The sequence below is a fragment of the Haloarcula sp. CBA1115 genome (assembly GCF_000827835.1).
In the GTDB taxonomy this organism is placed as follows: Archaea; Halobacteriota; Halobacteria; order Halobacteriales; family Haloarculaceae; genus Haloarcula; species Haloarcula hispanica.
The window spans coordinates 2,712,194-2,731,298 of record NZ_CP010529.1 but is presented as its reverse complement, the minus strand read 5'-3'; the positions used below and the strand labels follow the sequence as shown (position 1 = coordinate 2,731,298).

Annotated in this window: 15 protein-coding genes; 6 read left to right on the top strand and 9 right to left on the bottom strand. The window is 63.4% G+C overall.

Annotated elements, in window-relative coordinates:
• Positions 1-54 precede the first annotated feature (54 nt).
• Together cdd and SG26_RS13700 are read left to right on the top strand one after the other, a co-directional pair.
• On the top strand, positions 55-441 hold the full coding sequence (gene cdd / locus SG26_RS13705) for a cytidine deaminase (protein WP_004962275.1): 387 nt from the start codon (positions 55-57) through the stop codon (positions 439-441).
• Positions 438-1,262, top strand: a complete 825-nt coding sequence (locus tag SG26_RS13700) for a nucleoside phosphorylase (RefSeq protein WP_050037850.1) — start codon at positions 438-440, stop codon at positions 1,260-1,262. The genes cdd and SG26_RS13700 overlap by 4 nt, the downstream gene beginning before the upstream one ends.
• A 209-nt stretch (positions 1,263-1,471) precedes the next feature.
• Here SG26_RS13700 and SG26_RS13695 read toward each other — a convergent pair whose 3' ends face one another.
• Together SG26_RS13695 and SG26_RS13690 are read right to left on the bottom strand one after the other, a co-directional pair.
• Positions 1,472-2,641 (bottom strand): NAD(P)/FAD-dependent oxidoreductase, encoded by a 1,170-nt coding sequence (locus SG26_RS13695; protein ID WP_050037849.1) that lies wholly within the window; start codon positions 2,639-2,641, stop codon positions 1,472-1,474.
• A gap of 145 nt (positions 2,642-2,786) precedes the next feature.
• Positions 2,787-3,320, bottom strand: coding sequence for an Rrf2 family transcriptional regulator (locus tag SG26_RS13690; RefSeq protein WP_004515710.1), 534 nt, complete (start codon positions 3,318-3,320; stop codon positions 2,787-2,789).
• Between the two features lie 110 nt (positions 3,321-3,430).
• On the opposite strand from SG26_RS13690, the gene SG26_RS13685 reads away from it, so the two are divergent.
• The gene (locus SG26_RS13685; protein WP_050037848.1) at positions 3,431-4,348 is read left to right on the top strand and encodes an NAD-dependent epimerase/dehydratase family protein; all 918 of its coding nucleotides are present in this window, start codon (positions 3,431-3,433) and stop codon (positions 4,346-4,348) included.
• 56 nt (positions 4,349-4,404) lie between these two features.
• Positions 4,405-5,319 (top strand): arginase, encoded by a 915-nt coding sequence (rocF, locus tag SG26_RS13680; RefSeq protein ID WP_050037847.1) that lies wholly within the window; start codon positions 4,405-4,407, stop codon positions 5,317-5,319.
• A 110-nt stretch (positions 5,320-5,429) separates the two neighbouring features.
• Here the strand turns inward: rocF and SG26_RS13675 are convergent, their stop codons facing one another.
• The 3 genes from SG26_RS13675 to gyrB form a co-directional block, all read right to left on the bottom strand.
• A complete protein-coding gene (locus SG26_RS13675) occupies positions 5,430-6,365 on the bottom strand; it encodes an FAD-binding oxidoreductase (protein WP_255355525.1) in 936 nt (311 codons plus the stop codon).
• Positions 6,366-6,536: 171 nt separating this feature from the next.
• Positions 6,537-9,011, bottom strand: a complete 2,475-nt coding sequence (gyrA, locus tag SG26_RS13670; protein WP_050037846.1) for a DNA gyrase subunit A — start codon at positions 9,009-9,011, stop codon at positions 6,537-6,539.
• Complete coding sequence (gyrB, locus tag SG26_RS13665; RefSeq protein ID WP_014040064.1) at positions 9,008-10,936, bottom strand: DNA topoisomerase (ATP-hydrolyzing) subunit B; 1,929 nt, start codon at positions 10,934-10,936, stop codon at positions 9,008-9,010. The genes gyrA and gyrB overlap by 4 nt, the downstream gene beginning before the upstream one ends.
• Positions 10,937-11,074: 138 nt before the next feature.
• Here gyrB and SG26_RS13660 point away from each other — a divergent pair, with 138 nt between their 5' ends.
• Together SG26_RS13660 and SG26_RS13655 are read left to right on the top strand one after the other, a co-directional pair.
• Positions 11,075-13,465, top strand: a complete 2,391-nt coding sequence (locus SG26_RS13660; RefSeq protein WP_050037845.1) for a DNA topoisomerase VI subunit B — start codon at positions 11,075-11,077, stop codon at positions 13,463-13,465.
• Position 13,466: 1 nt separating this feature from the next.
• Positions 13,467-14,573 (top strand): DNA topoisomerase IV subunit A, encoded by a 1,107-nt coding sequence (locus tag SG26_RS13655; protein ID WP_008309777.1) that lies wholly within the window; start codon positions 13,467-13,469, stop codon positions 14,571-14,573.
• Positions 14,574-14,599: 26 nt separating this feature from the next.
• Here SG26_RS13655 and SG26_RS13650 read toward each other — a convergent pair whose 3' ends face one another.
• From SG26_RS13650 to ligA, 4 genes are all read right to left on the bottom strand, one after another.
• Complete coding sequence (locus tag SG26_RS13650) at positions 14,600-15,883, bottom strand: PQQ-binding-like beta-propeller repeat protein (protein ID WP_225308111.1); 1,284 nt, start codon at positions 15,881-15,883, stop codon at positions 14,600-14,602.
• A 145-nt stretch (positions 15,884-16,028) separates the two neighbouring features.
• Positions 16,029-16,508, bottom strand: coding sequence for a hypothetical protein (locus SG26_RS13645; protein ID WP_050037844.1), 480 nt, complete (start codon positions 16,506-16,508; stop codon positions 16,029-16,031).
• Positions 16,509-16,598: 90 nt separating this feature from the next.
• Positions 16,599-17,345 (bottom strand): MBL fold metallo-hydrolase, encoded by a 747-nt coding sequence (locus tag SG26_RS13640; RefSeq protein ID WP_050037843.1) that lies wholly within the window; start codon positions 17,343-17,345, stop codon positions 16,599-16,601.
• Positions 17,346-17,403: 58 nt separating this feature from the next.
• Entirely contained in the window at positions 17,404-19,068 is a 1,665-nt protein-coding gene (ligA, locus tag SG26_RS13635) for an ATP-dependent DNA ligase LigA (protein ID WP_050037842.1), read from the bottom strand.
• Positions 19,069-19,105: the final 37 nt, after the last annotated feature.

The window sequence follows — 19,105 nt, the reverse complement described above, 5'->3', positions numbered from 1 at the left end:
CCGCCCGCTTCCGAGACCGATAGAATTTCTACACGGCCCTTCGACGCCCAGTGCATGGAGGACCTCCTCGACGCAGCGAGAGACGCCATCGACGAGGCGTACGCACCGTACTCTGAGTACACCGTCGGTGCGGCGCTCGAAACGAGTGATGGAAGCGTCTACACCGGTTGTAACATCGAAAACGCCAACTACAGCAACAGCTTGCACGCCGAGGAAGTGGCCATCGGTGCGGCTGTCAGCGACGGGCACCGGTCGTTCGAACGCGTCGCTGTCACCTCTGGCAAGCGAGACGGCGTCACTCCCTGTGGGATGTGCCGCCAGACGTTTAGCGAGTTCTGTGACGAGTCGTTCGAAATCATCACTGACGGCGACGAGCCGACGGTGTACGAGCTCGGGGAGCTTCTGCCGACGACAATCACCAGCGACCATCTCGACAAATGACAAGCGATAGTGAAGACCCGAACGACGACGTACAGTACCATCTGGAAGTAGGCGAGGACGACGTGGCCGACAGCGTTCTGCTGCCGGGGAACCCGGAGCGTGTCGAAAAGGTCGTCGACTACTGGGACGACCACGACATCGTGGCCGAACACCGCGAGTACCGCACAGCAACGGGCACTCACGACGGCACGCCAATCTCCGTGACCTCGACCGGTATCGGCGGTCCGTCGGCCGCTATCGCACTCGAAGAACTGGCCCGCGTCGGCGCTGACTCCTTTATTCGGGTCGGCTCCTGTGGCGCAATCCAGGAGGAAGCCAGCATCGGCGACCTCGTCATCACAACCGGCGCAGTACGACAGGAGGGGACCAGCAAGGAGTACGTCCGCGAGGACTATCCCGCCAGCGCCGACCATCGGATCGTTTCGGCGCTCGTCGCCGCCGCCGAGGAACTCGGCTACGACTACCACCTCGGCGTCACCTGCTCGACGGATAGTTTCTACGCCGGGCAGTCACGCCCGGGGTTCGAGGACTTCGAGGCCAGCGGCAGCGACGAACGCATCGCGGCGCTTCAGGAAGCCGGCGTCCTCAACTTCGAAATGGAGGCCGCAACGATTCTCACGCTCGCGAACCTGTACGGCCTGCGGGCCGGCGCTGTCTGTACGGTGTACGCCAACCGCGTCACCGGCGAGTTCCGAACCGAAGGCGAGCGCAAGGCAGCGAAATGCGCCAGCCTCGCCGTCTCCTATCTCGCCGAGATGGACGCGGCCGTCGAGGAGGCCGACGCCGACGGGTGGCACGCCGGCCTCTCTATCGAACGCTAGGGTTCTCTACACCCGCTAGCCGGGAGCGAGCGGTGGTGCAGGAGCAGTGCGGTGAGGTGACATAGCATACCGCGCGCCACCGGCGAATGGTTTCACGTCTCGCGACCAGCGGGAGCGAGACGGTCGTTTTTAGCGTAGGTTTTTGCGAGGAGTGGTGCCCGCAGCGCGCTCGAAGAGCGCGTGAGGACACCCGACGAAGTAAAAAGGTACTACATGTCGGGCCAGGCCTTGACGGCCCGACCGACGCCAGTAACGTCCTTGATCCAGCGGGCGGCAATCGCCTTTTTCAGCAGTTTCGCGGGCATCCCGCCGAAGGTTTCGATGGGCATGTTCACCACGTCGTGGGCGACGGCTTTCTCGCCGACCGACACAACCGTCCCCTTGTCCTTGTGGGTCCAGGTCTTCAGCGGCTGGCCGCGAGCGGCGCGAGCGAGGTTCTCGCCGGCGACTTCCGCGGCTTGCCAGGCGGCCTGCGCGGTCGGCGGGGCGGGCTGGTCGCCCGGCTGGTCAATCAGCGCCGAGTCGCCGATAGCGAAGACGTGCTCGTCGTCGGTCTGGAAGTTCCCTTCCGCGTGGACGCGGTGGTTGCGCTCGTCTTTGTCCAGGTCGACATCTTGCATACAATCGCGGCCGGTGATGCCGCCAGTCCAGACCAAAACGTCGTAGTCCAGTTCGTCTTCGTCGCCGATGTACACCGTCTCCTCGTCGACCTCGCCGATGAACTCCCCGCAGTTGATGTTCACGTCGGCGGCCTCCAGGCGCTTGCGCAGGGCACCCTGAAGCTCGGGGTCGCTGTTTGGCAGGACCTGGTCGAGCCCTTCGACGAGGTTGATGTCGATGGGCGCGTTGTGTTCGTCGCGGAACTCGGCGACTTCGCCGGCGGTCTGGATGCCCGAAAGGCCAGCGCCGCCGATGACGACCTGTGCGGGGTCGTTGGTGGAGGCGTCACGAGCGGCCTGCTGGATGTTGTCGTGGATGTCGAGCGCATCGTCGAGGCTCTTGAGCGTCAGCGCGTGCTCTTCGAGGCCCTCGATGCCGAAGAAGGCCGTCTGGGAGCCCAGCCCAACGAGCAAGTAGTCGTACTCGACGGTGTCGGAGTCGGCGAGGGCCACTTCTTGGGCGTCGGTGTCGATGCCGACGACCTCGTCCTGAATAAATGACGTCGACGGCTGCTTGATTTCGTGGACAGGGATGGCGATGTTCTCCTGCACGCTCGGGTCCCGGATGCAGCGGTGGGACTCGTGCAAGACCAGGTGGTAATCCGTCTCAGAAATCCAGGTCACATCGACGTCCGTCACACCGTCTAGCTCGTCCTCTAAACTCTTTATTGCCCCCGCACCAGCGTACCCCGCACCGAGTACGACCACGTTCTCTGTCATACCGGAGACTCCGCAACCGACTGATACAAACCCTTTGAAATCCCTTTCAGCGGGGGCATGATTTTCCAGCGAGACTCGTGGCAAGTACGGTATGTCGCGGCCCCGGTGACCGCAGGAAAACAATTCAAAAGACCAGTGACACGTACTAGTGTTCCGGCTCGCCCGCCGGTGCCCGCATATCGTCGATAGCGAGGATGAGTTTGTTGTTGGTGTCGTCTTTCCCTTCGAGGGTCCCGATAATCTGAAGCTTCGACAGCGGTGTCGGTCCGACCGTCACCGAGTCGCCCTCGTGGAATTCGGACATCGTACCCTGAAGCTGAATCTCCGCGCGGCACTCCTCGGGGTGGTGGACGCTAGTCAGGTCGATTTCCTCGACGTTCGAGTGTTCGACGAGCTCGCCGTTGTGGCGTAGCGGGACCTCCGCGGCCTGGTCCATGTCCTGAATCTGGAGTGCGTCGTAGGCGTTGGCGGTAGGCTTGTACCCACCTTTGGGACCGGGGACGCCCTCGACCAACTGCAGGGCTTTGAGACTCTGCATCTGGTTGCGAATCGTGCCCGGGTTCCGGTCGACTTTCTCGGCGATGTCTTCACCTTTGACAGCGCTTTCACTTTCCCGATAGAGATTTACCAGTTCCTGCAGAATGTTCTTTTGACTGGGTGTCAGTTCGATAGATGACATAATCTGTTGTTCGGTACAGCCGTCCTTAAATGCGACGGTAAACCGTCTGGAACCGTCCCAGAATCGCGGAAAACGTTAGTACTTTATTCCAGCGCTGACCTGACACAGATATGGAAAATCAGCGCGTTCTGGTGACTGGCGGTGGGGGGTTTATCGGGGCAAACCTCGCAAACAAACTGGCCGAGAACAACGATGTCGTCGCCCTGGATGACGGCTATCTTGGCACGCCTGAGAACGTATCAGAAGACGTAGAGTACGTCGAGCAGAGCGTGCTTGCGGACGACCTGCCGACCGACGTGGACGTGGTATTCCACCTCGCGGCCCTATCGTCCTACGCGATGCACGAGGACAATCCGACCCACGGCGCTCGCGTGAACGTCGAGGGGTTCGTCAACACAGTCGAGCAGGCCCGGGACGACGGCTGTGATACCATCGTCTACGCCTCGACGTCCTCCATCTACGGCAGCCGGACCGAACCCTCGCCGGAGGACATGGACGTGACGGTCAACACCGGCTACGAGGCCTCGAAGATGGCCCGGGAGACGTACGCGGAGTACTTCCAGAACCACTACGACCTCACGCTGGCCGGGATGCGCTTCTTTTCGGTGTATCAGGGCTACGGCGGCGCGGAGGAACACAAAGGCGAGTACGCCAACGTTATCGCACAGTTCGCCGACGACCTGGCCGGCGGCGACGCACCGAAGCTGTACGGCGACGGCGAGCAGACCCGCGATTTCACCCACGTCGACGACATCGTCCGCGGGCTCGTCCTGGCCGCCGAACACGAACTGAACGGGGTGTACAACCTCGGGACCGGCGAGGCCTACGACTTCAACACCGTCGTCGAGATGCTGAACGACGAACTCGGAACGGATATCGAACCGGAGTACGTCGAGAACCCGATTCCCGAGGACGTGTACGTCCACGACACCTGCGCTGACTTCTCGCGGATGCACGACGCGACAGGCTGGGAACCGGAGATCAGCTTCGAAGAAGGCATCGAACTGGTCTGTGCGCCCTACACGTAAGTTATCGGAGAACAGGCAAACACTGATATTTAGTCCTGGCCCGTCGAAGCACGAGTATGGAAACACAGGTTCGCGTCCTCGGCGTTCCGATGGACCTCGGCGCCGACCGGCGCGGCGTCGACATGGGGCCGTCAGCGATACGGTACGGCGGCCTCGCCGACCAGTTGGCGAGTGCCGGCATCGACTGCATCGACGGCGGTGACATCGCTGTGCCGCGACCGGAGGAATCCGACCCGGACGCGGGCGGTCTCCCGTCCGGTCGAGCCAAGTTCTTCAGAGAGACGAAAGAAGTGTGCGAAGACGTGGCAACGGCCGTCGACGCCACGCTCATGGACGGCCAGTTCCCGCTCGTGCTGGGCGGCGACCACTCTATCGGTATCGGGACCATTGCCGGCGCGGCCCGTGATGGTGAGGAACTGGGTGTCATCTGGTTTGACGCACATGGCGATTTCAACACGCCGGAGACCACGCCAAGCGGGAACATCCACGGGATGTCGCTGGCGGCTGTCCTCGGCGACGGGGCATTTGCCGACCACGACTGGGCCCACACCCCTGCGGTGCGCGAGGAGAATGTTGTTCTCGTCGGCTTACGGGATGTCGATGACGGAGAGCGCCGCCGTTTGTACGAGAGTGACGTGACCGCGTTCACGATGTCGGATATCGACACCCGCGGCGCACCGGAGGTCGTCGCGGAGGCACTAGAAATCGCGACTGACGGGACGGACGGGATACACGTCTCGCTCGACCTCGACTGGCTCGACCCGACAGAAGCCCCCGGCGTCGGCACGCCGGTTCGCGGCGGTGTCTCCTACCGTGAGGCCCACATCGCGATGGAGTACGTCGCCGAGTACCACGACCAACTGCGCTCGATGGAAATGGTCGAGGTGAACCCGATTCTCGACGAACACAACCGCACCGCCGAACTGGGCTGTGAACTCGTCGCCAGCGCCTTCGGCAAGCGCGTGCTGTAGCTATCCGAACCCCTCGTACTGCATTTCGGACTCGGGAATCCCGACGCTTCGCGCGGCCCGGACCAGCGTCGATACCATCGCACTGATACCGCACGCGTACAGTTCGACGTTCAACGGATCGATGCGGGCGTCGACGCCGGACTGGGGCGCTGCTCCCGAACGGCGTCGAACCGCGCCGGCAGGTCCGCACCCTCCAGCGCGTCGTTTGCGACGTAGTTGACGAACACCGACTGGACGTAGTCGGTCGCGCCGTCCCAGTCGGTCAGCAGCGGTTCGCGCGTAAGCGTCGGAACGAAATGGAAGTGGTCGTACTCGGCGTCGAGTCGCCGAAAGTGTTCACGGTGGGGCAGGTCGTCCTCCCAGCCACAGCCCAGAAACAGCCAGATGTCGCGGGGCTCGCCGTCGACCACGTCCCGCCCCTGCTCGAACGTGTAGTCGATCATGCTCTTGAACGGCGCGACGCCGGTCCCGGTGGCCAGAAAGACCATATCCCGGCTCGATGGCGGGTCCAGTACCATGTCGCCGTTCGGCCCGCGAACGACGACATCCTCGCCGACGTCGACGTGTTCGAACAGCCCACTGGTCAGTTTCCCGCCGGGGACCAGTCGGATGCAGAACTCCAGTTCGTCCTCGCTGGGCGAGTTCGCAAGCGAGTACGCCCGCGGCGTGCCGTGAAGCCTGAGCGTCACGTACTGGCCGGGCGCGAAATCGAGGTCCACGTCGGGTTTAACACGCAGTCGCAGCAGGGAGGGGTAGGGGCGGTCAAAGCGCTCGGCAAGCGTCTCGATTCGTGCGAGCCGCCGTTTCGACGCCCCGGCATCGCGCAAACGGTCGAACAACGCCGACCACCGGATTGTCGAGCCGTTTCGGGCGGCCGCCAACCACGACCGGTCTCCAACAGGTGCGATTTGCTCCCGGACCGCGGACAACACCTCGTTGTTGCGGTTACGGTCCATCGGTTCGACGAGCGTCACCTGCGCGTCCTCGGTCACCAGCGGCAACTGCGCCGCCCGGTCGTGCTGTGAGAAATGCCGCGGCAAGTCCATAAACGGGGTACGACACCGACACGGGTATGTCTGGCCCACCACCTTTTTCATCGTCGCCGTTCCTCGCTCGCTTTGCTCGCTGCGGGGACGGCTCCTCGAAAAACGTGGGCGAAAAAGGCGCGAATCGCGAAGCGATTCGCGTGAAACTCGGCGCAAGCGCCGAGTATGCTACTATTGGCTTGACGCCGCGCCGTCCGTCTCTTCGCCGCTTTCCGCCGGCACGACCGTCACACTTGCCACACGGTCGTCGTCTTCGAGACCCATAATCGTCACACCCTTGGTGTTCCGACCGACCTGGGACACGTCGCCGGCGCGGATACGCATAATCTGGCCCTGTTCGGACATGATGACCAGATGGTCCTCGTCAGTGACGGCCTTGGCGGTCGACACCCGGCCGTTGCGGTCGTCGGTCTTGATGTCGATGAGGCCCTTGCCGTAGCGGGATTGGGTCCGATACTCGTCGAGTTTGGTGCGCTTGCCGAAGCCGTGTTCCGTGACAGTCAACAGCGAGCGGCGGTCGTCGCCGTCGGTGGCGACCATCGCCGCGACCCTGTCGTCGCCCTGCAGTTTGATGCCGTTGACGCCGCGTGCGGACCGACCCATCTCGCTGACCTCGCTCTCGCTGAAGCGGATAGTCATCCCCGCCTCCGTGGCGATGACGAGGTCGCCGGTGCCGTCGGTGACGTCCACGTCGATGAGTTCGTCGCCGTCTTCGAGCTTGGCGGCGATGATTCCGGTCGAAAGGATGTTCTCGAACTCCGAACAGCAGGTCCGCTTGACGTAGCCGTTCCGGGTCACCATCGTGATACACTCGTCCTCGCCGAACTCGTCGGTCGAGACGACGGCGGTCAGTTCCTCGCCGTCGTCGAGGTCGATGAGGTTGATGGCGGACTTGCCCCGTGCGGTTCGGGACATTTCCGGGATCTCGTAGGTCTTGAGCCGGTAGACCTGTCCCTGATTGGTGAAACAGAGCAGGTAGTCGTGGCTGTTGGCCCGGAACACCTTCGAGACGCGGTCGTTCTCCTTGGGGTCGGCCCCGATGATCCCCTTGCCGCCGCGGTTCTGGGGATCGAAGTTCTCGACCGGCATCCGCTTGATGTAGTCGTCCTCGGTGATGACGACGACGCAGTCTTCCTCGGGGATGAGGTCCTCGTGGGTGACCTGGCCCTCGTCCTCGATGATGCTCGTCCGGCGGTCGTCGCCGTACTCGTCTTTGACTTCCTGCAGTTCGTCTGCGATGACGCTGTCGAGCTTCTCGCGGCTGTTGAGGACAGATTCGAGGTAGTCGATAGTGTTCTGTACGTCCTCGTACTCCTCCTCGATTTCCGTCGCTTCCATCGAGGTGAGCGAGCCGAGTTGCATCCGCACGATGTGAGCGGCCTGCTCCTCGGAGAACTCGAAGGACTTCTGTAGCCCGGTGCGGGCTGCGTCGCGGTCCTCGCTGTTTTGGATGAGTTCGACCACGTCCTCGACGTTTTCCAGCGCTTTTAGCCGGCCTTCGAGGATGTGTGCGCGGTCCTCGGCTTCGGCGAGGTCGTACTCGGAGCGCCGGCGGACGACCTCGCGGCGGTGGTCGATGTAGTGCTGCAGGGTCTCTTTCAGCGAGAGGACTTTCGGTTGGCCGTCGACCAGCGCGAGGTTGATGACGCCGAAGGTGGATTCGAGATGGTGGTCGAGCAGGCGGTTCTCGACCACGTCGATGTTCGCCCCGCGCTTGAGTTCGACGACGATGCGGACGCCGTTGCGGTCGGACTCGTCACGGAGGTCGGCGATGCCCTCGATTTTCCCCTCGTTCACGTCGTCGGCGATGCGCTCGACGACGCGGGCCTTGTTCTCCTGGTAGGGGAGTTCGCTGATGACGATGCGACCCTCCTCGGGGTCGACCTCATACTCGGCGCGAACCCGCAAGCGGCCGCGGCCGGTCGCGTACGCCGAGTAGATGGCGTCGCGGCCGACGATGTTGCCGCCGGTCGGGAAGTCCGGCCCCTTGATGTGCTCCATCAGGTCCTCGACCGTACAGTCGGGGTTTTCCAGCAGTTGGACCGTCGCGTCGACCAGTTCGCCGAGGTTGTGCGGCGGGATGTTTGTCGACATCCCGACGGCAATCCCCGAGGACCCGTTCAACAGGAGGTTCGGGACTTTCGACGGCAGCACGTCGGGTTCCTGCAGGCGGTCGTCGTAGTTACTGGAGAAATCGACGGTGTCCTTCTCGATATCTTCGAGCAGTTCCTCGGCGATGGGGTCCATCCGGGCCTCCGTGTACCGCATGGCGGCCGCGGGGTCGCCGTCCATCGAGCCGAAGTTCCCCTGGCCGTCTATCAGCGGATACCGCATGGAGAAGTCCTGTGCCATCCGGACGAGCGTGTCGTAAATGGCTGAGCCGCCGTGCGGGTGGTAGTCACCCATCGTGTCGCCGACAATTGAGGAGGACTTCCGGTGGGCAGTGTTCGAGGAGACACCCATCTCGTGCATCGCGTAGAGGATGCGCCGATGGACGGGTTTGAGACCGTCTCGAACGTCCGGGAGCGCCCGACCCGCGATGACCGACATCGCGTAGTCGATGTAGGACTGCTCCATCTCGTCCTCGATGCGGACGTGCTTGATCTGCTCTGCCGGGGCGTTCGCGTCGTCAGCGTCGGAGCTCATATGTCGACCCACTCCGCTTCAGGCGAGTTCTCCTTGATGAATTCCTTGCGCGGTTCGACGGCGTCGCCCATCAGGATGTTGAACATCTTGTCGGCGGCCGCGGCGTCCTCGATAGTTATCTGTTTGAGAATCCGGTTGTCGGGGTTCATCGTCGTCTCCCAGAGCTGTTCGGGGTTCATCTCACCGAGTCCCTTGAACCGCTGGACGTGGGTGGGGTTGCCGTCACACTTCTCTTCGATTATCTTGTCGCGTTCTGCATCCGTCATTGCATCGTACGTGTTTCCGCGGTAGCGAATGCGGTACAGCGGCGGCTGGGAGGCGTAGACGTAGCCGGCTTCCAGCAGCGGCTTCATGTGCCGGTAGAACAGCGTCAACAGGAGCGTCCGGATGTGTGCCCCGTCGACGTCCGCGTCCGTCATCAGAATGATCTTCTCGTAACGCAGGTCGTCGATATCGAACTCGTCGCCGATACCGGTCCCGAGCGCGGTGATGAGGTTCCGTATCTCGTTGTTCTCCAAGATCCGGTCTAGCCGGTGTTTCTCGACGTTCAGAATCTTCCCCTTGATGGGGAGGATGGCCTGGAAATCCGGGTTGCGGCCCTGTTTGGCGCTGCCGCCCGCGGAGTCACCCTCGGCGATGAACAGTTCGGCTTCCTCGGGGTCCCGGGTCTGGCAGTCGGCCAGCTTTCCGGGCAGTGCGGTCGAGTCGAGCGCCGACTTCCGGCGGGTGAGTTCCTCTGCCTTCTGTGCGGCCTTCCGTGCTTTCGCGGCTTCGACGGCCTTTCCGACGATGGCCTCGGCCGTGTCGGGGTTCTCCTCGAAGAAGGTAGCAAGCCCGTCGTGCATCGCCGATTCGACGATACCCCGGACCTCGCTGTTGCCGAGTTTCGTCTTGGTCTGGCCCTCGAACTGGGGGTCGGGATGTTTGACAGAAATGACGGCCGTCAGCCCTTCGCGGATGTCGTCGCCTTTGAGCGTATCGTCTAGGTCTTTCAGCAGATTATTGTCGGTCGCGTAGTCGTTGACGACCCGTGTGAGCGATGTTTTGAACCCTGTGAGGTGTGTCCCGCCCTCGCGCGTGTTGATATTGTTGGCGAAGGCGTGAATAGAGCCCTGCAGGTCGTCGGTCCCCTGCATGGCAATCTCGACCTGAACCGGCCCCTCAGCGATTTCCTCCTCGTCCTCGAAGTAGATGATGTCGCGGTGGAGCGGGTCCTTTGTCTCGTTCAGATACTCGACGAACTCGCGGATGCCACCGTCGTAGGCAAACGTCTCCGTTTCGCCGTCGCGCTCGTCGATGATAGAGATGGCGACACCGGAGTTGAGGAAGGCGAGTTCCCGCAGTCGGGACGACAGCGTCGAGAACTTGAACTCGCCGGTCTCGAAGATCTCGTCATCCGGCCAGAACCGGACCGTCGTGCCCGTCTCCTCGTCGGGTTCGAGGTCGCGGACCTTCTTGAGGTCGTACTCCGGTTTGCCGTGGTCGAAGCGCTGCTTCCAGAGCGCGCCGTCGCGCCTGACCTCGACTTCGAGCCACTTCGAGAGTGCGTTGACCACGCTCACCCCGACCCCGTGGAGGCCACCGGAGACCTGGTAGGACTTGTTGTCGAACTTCCCACCGGCGTGGAGAATCGTCATCACGACCTCCACGGCCGGGCGGCCGTGCTCTTCGTGGGTATCGACGGGGATGCCCCGTCCATCGTCGCTGACAGAGACGGAGCCGTCGTCGTGAATCGTTACGTCGATGTTGTCACAGTAGCCGGCGAGCGCCTCGTCGATCGCGTTGTCGACCACCTCGTAGACGAGATGATGGAGGCCGCGAGCGTCCGTCGACCCGATATACATCGCGGGTCGCTTCTGGACGGCTTCCAGCCCTTCGAGGGTCTGGATCGACTTTGCGCCGTACTCATCAGACTCTCCTGACATAGGAACTTACCCGTCCTAATAGAGGGGGACGTATAAAGCTCCCGCACGCGCGCGGGACTGCGATTTTAAAGGGAGGGTTTACTTTCACTCCGGTGGCGATTACCTTTTAACCCCGACGCGGGTACGTACCGCACGACAATGACCTCGTATCAGTCGCAACTCGGCGAGGGCGAGGGGATCGCCGAGGAGTTGGCCGAATCCCAGCGGGCCATCTCCATCGCCGAGTTCTTCGAGAAGAACAAGCACATGCTGGGCTTCGACTCGGAGGCCCGAGCGCTCGTCACGGCCGTCAAAGAGGCCGTCGACAACGCGCTCGACGCCTGCGAGGAGGCCGGTATTCTCCCCGATATCTACGTCGAGATTCAGGAGTCCGGCGACTACTACAAGCTGGTCGTCGAGGACAACGGCCCCGGTATCACGAAGGAACAGGCACCGAAAATCTTCGGGAAGCTCCTCTATGGCTCCCGTTTCCACGCCAGGGAGCAGAATCGCGGACAGCAGGGGATCGGGATCTCTGCGGCCGTGCTCTACTCACAGCTTACCTCCGGCAAGCCGGCGAAAATCACGTCCCGGCCGAAGGGCCAAGACGAGGCCCAGTACTTCGAACTCATCGTCGACACGGACACCAACGAACCCGAAATCAGCGTCGACGAGACGACGACCTGGGAGCGACCTCACGGCACGCGCATCGAACTGGAGATGGAGGCCAATATGCGGGCCCGCTCGACACTGCGGGACTACATTCAGGACACGGCCGTCGTCAACCCCCACGCCCGTATCGAGTTCGACGAGCCGGGGCTGGACGAATCGCTGAAGTTCGAACGCGCCGAGCGCGCCGAACTCCCCGACGAGACCGAGGAGATACGCCCGCACCCACACGGCGTCGAACTGGGGACGCTCCTGAAGATGCTCGAAGCCACGGACTCCTACTCCGTGTCGGGGTTCATGCAGGAGGAGTTCACCCGCGTCGGCGGGAAGACGGCCGACAGCGTCATCGCGAACTTCAACGACCGCCACTACGGCCGCGGCATGGCCTGGCAGCCGCCGAAAGTCGGGGAGGACGCAGACATCGAGGCCGCCGTCGAGGACGCCGTGGCGAACAAGGGCGCTGAAACCACGGCGACGTTCGCCGCCGCCGTCTCCGACGCCATCCACGACCGCGACCGGGTCGCGTACCACGAGGTCGAAGCCATCGTCGACGACGCGGCCGAAGACGCCGAAGCGGACGGCGACACGACGTTCGGCGCGACAGTTCGAGAAAACGCCGTCGACGCGGCCTGGAACGCCGTCAGCGACAACTTGTCGAGTGACCTCTACGCCCTCGTCGACGACGTGACGACGAAACGCAAGGACGACGCCGCCATCGAGGGGCTGGCGAGCCGACTGGCCGACAAGTTCGACGACGACGGCCGCCACCGGCTGACCCGCGATGAACTCCGGGGCTACATCGACCGCGCGGCCGACATGACCGAGGAACAGGACGACGCAACCTTCGGTGAGACGGCCCGCGAAAACGTCCTCGAAGCGCTCTGGACGGCCGCCGAGGGCGTTCCGGAAGAGCCGCCGAAGGTCTCAGATATCGCCGACGACCGCGATACGGCGAGTCAGTTGCTGTCGGCGATGCGCGAGACGGACATCATCGCGCCGCCGACGGACTGTCTCTCCCCCATCAGCGCGGAACTCGTCGAGGAAGGACTCCGGAAAGAGTTCGACGCGGACTTCTACGCCGCATCGACGCGGGACGCGTCGGTCCACGGCGGCGACCCGTTCATCGTCGAGGCCGGCATCGCCTACGGCGGTGAACTGGAAGCCGAAGGGACCGTCGACGTGATGCGATTCGCCAACCGCGTGCCGCTGGTGTACCAGCGCGGGGCCTGTGCGACCACAGATGTCGTGAAATCCATCCGGTGGCGCAACTACAACCTCGACCAGCCCGGCGGCTCGGGCATCCCGAAGGGGCCGGCCGTCATCATGGTCCACGTCGCCTCGACGAACGTGCCCTTCACCAGCGAGTCCAAGGACGCCATCGCCAACGTCCCCGAGATGGAAGACGAAATCGAACTCGCCATCCGGGAGGCTGCTCGCGAACTCAAGAGCTACCTGAACAAGCGTCGGTCGATGCAACAGCGCCGCGAGAAGCAGGACAAGCTGGCGACTATCCTGCCCGAGATGGCCGAAAAGCTCACCGAAGTCACGGACAACGACGAGCTACACATTGATGACTCGCTGGCCCGCATCATGAACAACGTCCTCGTCGAGCGCGAGGTCGAGGACGACACGGTCCGGGTCCGTATCGAGAACAACGACGACACGAACGCGGACGTGGAACTGACCGACATCGTCACCGCCGAACCGCAGGTCACCAACGGCGCGACGGTCGTCGAGATGGACGGCGAGTGGTTCGTCAAGTGGTCCCCGACCGTCGGGGCCGGTGAAACCGCCGTCCTCGAATACAGCGTGACCGGCGAGGCCGAGTTCACCGTCTCGGTCGACGGCATCGAAGAGGAGAAACTCACGGTGAACGCCTGATATGAGCACCGATTCAGACACCACACCTGACACCGAGGAAGCGCGCGAGCAACTCATCGACCTCGCGGCGGACTTCTACGACCAGTTCGCCGACGGCGAGGTGCCGACGATGACCATCCCCACCCGGACCAAATCGAACATCGTCTTCGACGAGGACGAGCAGGTCTGGGTGTACGGCGACCGGAACTCCACGCGGTCGGCCAAGACGATCTCCGGGGCCGAAAAGATCCTGAAGGCCGTCTACACCATCGACTTCCTCTCCCAGCAACTGGAGGAGGACCGCTCCTCGACCCTGCGTGAACTGTACTACCTCTCGGAGTCCTGGGACCTCGACGAGGCCCAGTTCAACACGCAGGACGAGTCGAACAACCTCATCGAGGACCTCGAAATCGTCTCCGACGTCAAACGCGAGGACTTCCACATGCGCCCGGAGGAGTCCGGTGCGAAGGTGATGGGGCCGCTGCTCCTCCGCGAGCAGACCAACCGCGGCGACCGCGAGATCCACTGTCAGGACGACGTGGGACAGGGCGGCTACCAGATCCCGAACAACCCCGACACCATCGAGTTCCTCGACAACGACGCGAAGTTCGTCCTCTGCGTGGAGACCGGCGGCATGCGCGACCGACTCGTCGAGAACGGCTTCGACGACGAGTACGACGCGCTGGTCGTCCACCTCGGCGGTCAGCCCGCGCGGGCGACCCGGCGGCTCATCAAGCGCCTCCACGACGAACTCGACCTTCCGGTCACGGTGTTCACTGACGGTGACCCGTGGTCGTACCGTATTTTCGGGTCGGTCTCCTACGGCTCCATCAAGAGTGCGCACCTCTCGGAGTACCTGGCGACCCCCGAGGCCCAGTTCATCGGCATCCGCCCGGAGGACATCGTCGAGTACGAACTGCCGACGGACCCGCTGTCGGACTCCGACGTCAACGCCCTGGAGAGTGAACTTGAGGACCCGCGTTTCCAGACTGACTTCTGGGAGGAACAGATAGAACTCCAGCTCGACATCAACAAGAAGGCCGAACAGCAGGCGCTCGCTTCTCGGGGGCTTGACTTCGTGACTGAGACGTACCTGCCCGAGCGGCTGGACGAGATGGGGCTGCTTTAGACGGCATCAGCGGGGCGTTTTCTCGGCTATTCCAGCGCGTACACGGTATCGGCAGCGGCGACATAGGCCCCATTTTCGTCGACGGACAGATCGGTCAGATTGCTCCCGACATCGAACGCCCACCGTTTCGTTCCGGCCGTCGTATCGACCGCGAACTTGAATCGATTCCGCGGGTCGCCGTCCGTCCACGAGTCCACGTACAGGGTGTCGGAAACGACCGCTGCCGGCACCACCCCTTCAACGTCTACGTTGGGCTCCCACGTCCATCTCTGTTCGCCGTCGCTACTGTCGTAGCCACGTATCTTGTCACCACCTGCATAGAGGACGTCGTTCTGAACCGGGGCCTGTTGGACAGAGCCCGACTGCTTCGCTCGCCACTGTTGCTCGCCGGTCGTCGGGTCGAGCGCGGCGACGTGTGTACCACCGACGTAGAGCGTCCCATCATGGAGCGTCGTCGATGCGACGGACCCTTCGTCATGTCTCCAGACGGTCTCGCCGGTGTCAGCGGCGACGCCGATTACCGTTCCGTGGGTCTCGTCCACGTCGGCGGCATAACAGAGCATGTCGTCGGTGGCGACCATCGTCCGAGAGTAGTAGTCGGCAACGTCAGTAGCCCACCGTTTCTCACCGGTCTCAGCGTCGTACGCGTAGAACCGGCCGTACGACGCCACGTATATCGCCCCGTTGCGCACCGCTCCCTCGTACTGGTCCCCGATTTCCCCGGACCATTGCACCGACCCGTCGGCAACAGCGAGCGCGTAGAGCGTCCGTCCCTGCTTCGACGGGGCATCGGTGTTGGTCCCGACGTACACTATCTCCTCGGTCGCGCCGAGCAACTCCAGCCACCACTCCCCGGGCGAGAACGTCCACTGCTTTGCACCGCTTTCGGCGTCGAGTGCCACGACGATGTGGTCCTCGTACAGCCCCTCTTTCCCGCTTACGACGAATACGGTGTTCCCGACGCGTCTCGGCTGCGCGCGGATGGGGTCGCTCGCATCGTACATCCACTGTTGGCTCCCGTCAGCAGTTGCGAGTGATTTGACCGTTCCCGACTCAGTCCCGACGGACAGACCGTTTCCCGTACTAATTGGCGGGGCAGTGATCGGTGAACCGAGTGATTGCTGCCAGGCGACGAACGGTTCCGTTTCCCCGCTCCGCTTGTGGGCGGCCGTCCCAGCCCCTGATTCCGGTGTCGTCTCAGTTCCAATCGGTGAAGTCTCTATGTACCCGTTCGAACCGAGACAGCCACCGGACGCCAGTCCGAGGGTCGCCACACAGCCACGAAGGTATCGCCGACGGGAGGAGGGCATTGGGATTCCATCTCCTGTCACTCGGTAAATGTTTTCTGTCGAGTGGAAAACGGGAACAGTCGTGGTGAGGCCGGTGCGCAATTAGTGTACTACCCGGAACGACTGACCGGCAAAACGAATCCGCGTTTGCTCGGTCGAGAATCCATCAGTCGTGATCGACTGACCGGTCTTGTGGCGGTAGTTTCAGCAGAGAGCGGACATGTCGCCGGAACCAGTTCCGTATGTTCGCACCGACCGGGGTGAACACCAGCGTCGCGGCGAGACAGATAGACACGAGTTGGACAGCAATCGTAACCCACGGTGTAAAGGTCGGAACGAAGACCGTAACGACCCCGACAGCCAAGACCAGATAGATACTCAGTTCCGCGACAAAATAGCCGAAACTGGCCCTGAGTGAGGGCTGAAAGCCGGCGGTCCAGAACGACACGACGACTATCGTTCCGAACAGCAGGCCGACCCCCATCGTCGACAGGGGCAGTTCGGCCTGAATCGCAGCGGCCACCGCGGTACCGAGGGACCACAGCGATGGCCCGACAAGGAGCCAGACGAGCAGTAGGTGACCGAACGAGGGCGTTCGTTCGGCTGGGGAACGTGTTTCCCCTGTTCGGTCACTGGCGCGTTCCATGTCGGTGGTGTTCTGCTGAATCCTTCAATATTGTTTTGACTGACAGATAGGCCGTCTGCTGTCTCGGGTCGCCGAAGACGGGTTCGCCAGTCAGTTCTCGTCCAGCACGACCGGAACGCCGCGTTTTGCGACATCCTCGGCGAACGCACCCGAGTCGGCTTCGAGCGACTCGAACGTGTTGTAGTGCATCGGGAGCACGAGATCCGGGTCCATCGCCTCGGCCAGATCGGCGGCCTCGTGGCGGTTCATGGTGTAGTTCTTGGCGATAGAGGGGACGAACAGCGAGACGTCGAGTTCGGCGTGGCCGTCCAGCACGTCGGTGTCGCCGGGCCAGAACACGCGGGTGTCGTCCAGCGCAACGAGGAAGCCACAGCCGATACCTTTCGGGTGAATCGGGCTGCCGTCGTCTTTCACGTTCCGGCCGTCCTCGTGGTTGTACGCCGGCATCGTCCAGATAGGTACGTCGTCGACCAGCACGTCGGCTTCCATCGACACTTTGCGGACCTCGTAGTCGAGGTCGGCGAGGCGGTCGAGGTCGCGGTCGGTCGCGTGGACGTTGATACCCTCGAACGCGACAACGGTGGCGTCCTCAGCGGCGACGCGGCGGATGCCGTCGGGGTCGTAGTGGTGGATATGTGTCACGCAGACGATGTCCCCGTCTTTCGGAGCGTAGTCTTGCGTCGGCGGATGGCCGATACCGGGCGTGTCAGGCTCCCACTCGCCGGTGAGCACGCCGTACCGGCCGGGGTCGAAGTAGACGACCGTGTCATCGCCTTCCAGCCGCAGCGTCGCGTAGCCGAGCCACTCCGCGGTGATGCCGTCGTGTCTGACTGTCATGTACGGTCGTTCTCGGAGACGGCCATTACGCGTGTCGGTCCGTCCCAGTCCGACGGCGCTACTGTGACGCCGCCAGCCGCTCAACGCGCTCCAGCGGGTCGGCGTCGTCCGGGGTCTTGTCCTCACGAACCGAGAGAAACCGGGGGAACCGGAGCGCGTAGCCCGAGGCGTAGGACTGGGAGGCCTGGATCTCCTCGTAGCCGACCTCGAAGACAATCGCCGGGTCAAGGGTTACGTCGCGGCCGTCCTCTCGCCGGATGTGCGGTTCGAAGCGCTCCGTCAGGTCGTCCAGTTCCTCGTCGGTAATGCCCGTCGCCACGTTGCCGACGGTAGCGTAGCCGTCGTCGGTTCGGACAGAAAGCTCGAACGAGCCAAGCACGTTCGCCCGGCGGCCTTCGCCCCATTCCGCGCCGGTGACGACACAGTCGAGCGTCTCCACGTCAGGTTTGCGCTTGCGCCAGTGCTTGCCCCGCTTGCCGGGCGAGTAGGCTGCGGTCGGGTCTTTCAGCATGATTCCCTCCTGCCCAGCGGCGAGGGCCTCAGCCTCCAGATTTTCAATTTCCTCGGCGTCGTCGGACAGCCACATCCGCGAGACAACGTCACTCCCGGCAGGCAAGAGTGATTCGAGGCGGTCATGGCGCGTCTTCAGCGAGGCATCGAGCAGGTCCTCGCCGTCGGCGTGCAGGCAGTCGAAGGCGTGCAGGCGGACGGCCACGTCCTCGCGGGCCGCGGCAACGTCGTGTTTCCGGCGGAAGCGCCGCAGCACCTCCTGAAACGGGAGCGGGTCGCCGTCGGCGTCGACTGCGACCACCTCGCCGTCGAGAATTGCCGGTGCGTCGAGTGTCGACTCGACAGTGTCGACGACCTCGGGAAGCGGGTCCGTGACTTCCTCCATGTTCCGGGAGAACAGCCGGGCGTCCTCGCCGTCGAAGTGGACCTGCACGCGAGCGCCGTCGTACTTCCACTCGACCGCGGCGCGGTCCCAGTCTTCGAGCGCGCCAGCGACCGTGCCCGCCTGTGCCAGCATCGCCTGAACGGGGCGACCGATTTCGAGGGTGACGGTCGCCAGTCCGGACTCCCCTTCGTCGCGGGCCACTTCGGCAACCATACCGTAGTCGTTCGACACCTGCACGGCCCGTTCGACGGCCTCGACCGGCACGTCGAAAGCGGCCGCGGCGGCGTCCCGGACCGTCCCCTCGCCGACGCCGATACGCATCTCTGAGAGGACGAGGCGGGCGAGGTAGCCGGCTTCCGTCGACGAACACCGCGAGAACAGGCCAAAGAGGATATCGACTTTCGTCCCTTGGCTCCCACTGCCGTCGACAGCCGCCAGGTTCCGTAGCTCGTCGTCGAGTTCTGTGACGGTCAGTGCGTCGCTCCCGCTCCCGCCTGCTCCGAATGCGGCGAGTCCCTGCTGGCCGCCGAGGTCGTAGCTGGCCGCAACAGCCCCTATTTCGCCCATGTCAGCGAGGCGCTGCTCTACGTCGTCAGCGCCGACGTTCTGGCCGGCCGCCCGGGCAATCGCCTCGTAGCAGAGCCGCGGGCCGATGTCGAGCGTGCGGGACTCGTAGGCCGGAAACACCCGGCCCTGAACGAAGCGAGCGAGCGTCGGGAGGTCCGACCCTGCGTCAGTGAACAGGTCGGTTACCGCCTCGGTTATCGCGGTATCGGCGCTCTCGGCTTCGATTGCTTCGGCCCGGTCGGCGAAGGCGGCGAACTCCATCAGCGCACCCTACCCGATTCGGCACCGTAAATCCAGC

Excerpts from the sequence above, each read along its gene's own strand:
- SG26_RS13685 (WP_050037848.1), top strand. The coding sequence starts at position 3,431 with ATGGAAAATCAGCGCGTTCTGGTGACTGGCGGTGGGGGGTTTATCGGG.
- SG26_RS13695 (WP_050037849.1), bottom strand. The coding sequence starts at position 2,641 with ATGACAGAGAACGTGGTCGTACTCGGTGCGGGGTACGCTGGTGCGGGG.
- ligA (WP_050037842.1), bottom strand. The coding sequence starts at position 19,068 with ATGGAGTTCGCCGCCTTCGCCGACCGGGCCGAAGCAATCGAAGCCGAG.
- SG26_RS13700 (WP_050037850.1), top strand. The coding sequence starts at position 438 with ATGACAAGCGATAGTGAAGACCCGAACGACGACGTACAGTACCATCTG.
- SG26_RS13655 (WP_008309777.1), top strand. The coding sequence starts at position 13,467 with ATGAGCACCGATTCAGACACCACACCTGACACCGAGGAAGCGCGCGAG.
- SG26_RS13660 (WP_050037845.1), top strand. The coding sequence starts at position 11,075 with ATGACCTCGTATCAGTCGCAACTCGGCGAGGGCGAGGGGATCGCCGAG.
- gyrA (WP_050037846.1), bottom strand. The coding sequence starts at position 9,011 with ATGAGCTCCGACGCTGACGACGCGAACGCCCCGGCAGAGCAGATCAAG.
- cdd (WP_004962275.1), top strand. The coding sequence starts at position 55 with ATGGAGGACCTCCTCGACGCAGCGAGAGACGCCATCGACGAGGCGTAC.
- SG26_RS13650 (WP_225308111.1), bottom strand. The coding sequence starts at position 15,883 with ATGCCCTCCTCCCGTCGGCGATACCTTCGTGGCTGTGTGGCGACCCTC.
- SG26_RS13675 (WP_255355525.1), bottom strand. The coding sequence starts at position 6,365 with ATGGACTTGCCGCGGCATTTCTCACAGCACGACCGGGCGGCGCAGTTG.
- SG26_RS13645 (WP_050037844.1), bottom strand. The coding sequence starts at position 16,508 with ATGGAACGCGCCAGTGACCGAACAGGGGAAACACGTTCCCCAGCCGAA.
- SG26_RS13690 (WP_004515710.1), bottom strand. The coding sequence starts at position 3,320 with ATGTCATCTATCGAACTGACACCCAGTCAAAAGAACATTCTGCAGGAA.
- gyrB (WP_014040064.1), bottom strand. The coding sequence starts at position 10,936 with ATGTCAGGAGAGTCTGATGAGTACGGCGCAAAGTCGATCCAGACCCTC.
- rocF (WP_050037847.1), top strand. The coding sequence starts at position 4,405 with ATGGAAACACAGGTTCGCGTCCTCGGCGTTCCGATGGACCTCGGCGCC.
- SG26_RS13640 (WP_050037843.1), bottom strand. The coding sequence starts at position 17,345 with ATGACAGTCAGACACGACGGCATCACCGCGGAGTGGCTCGGCTACGCG.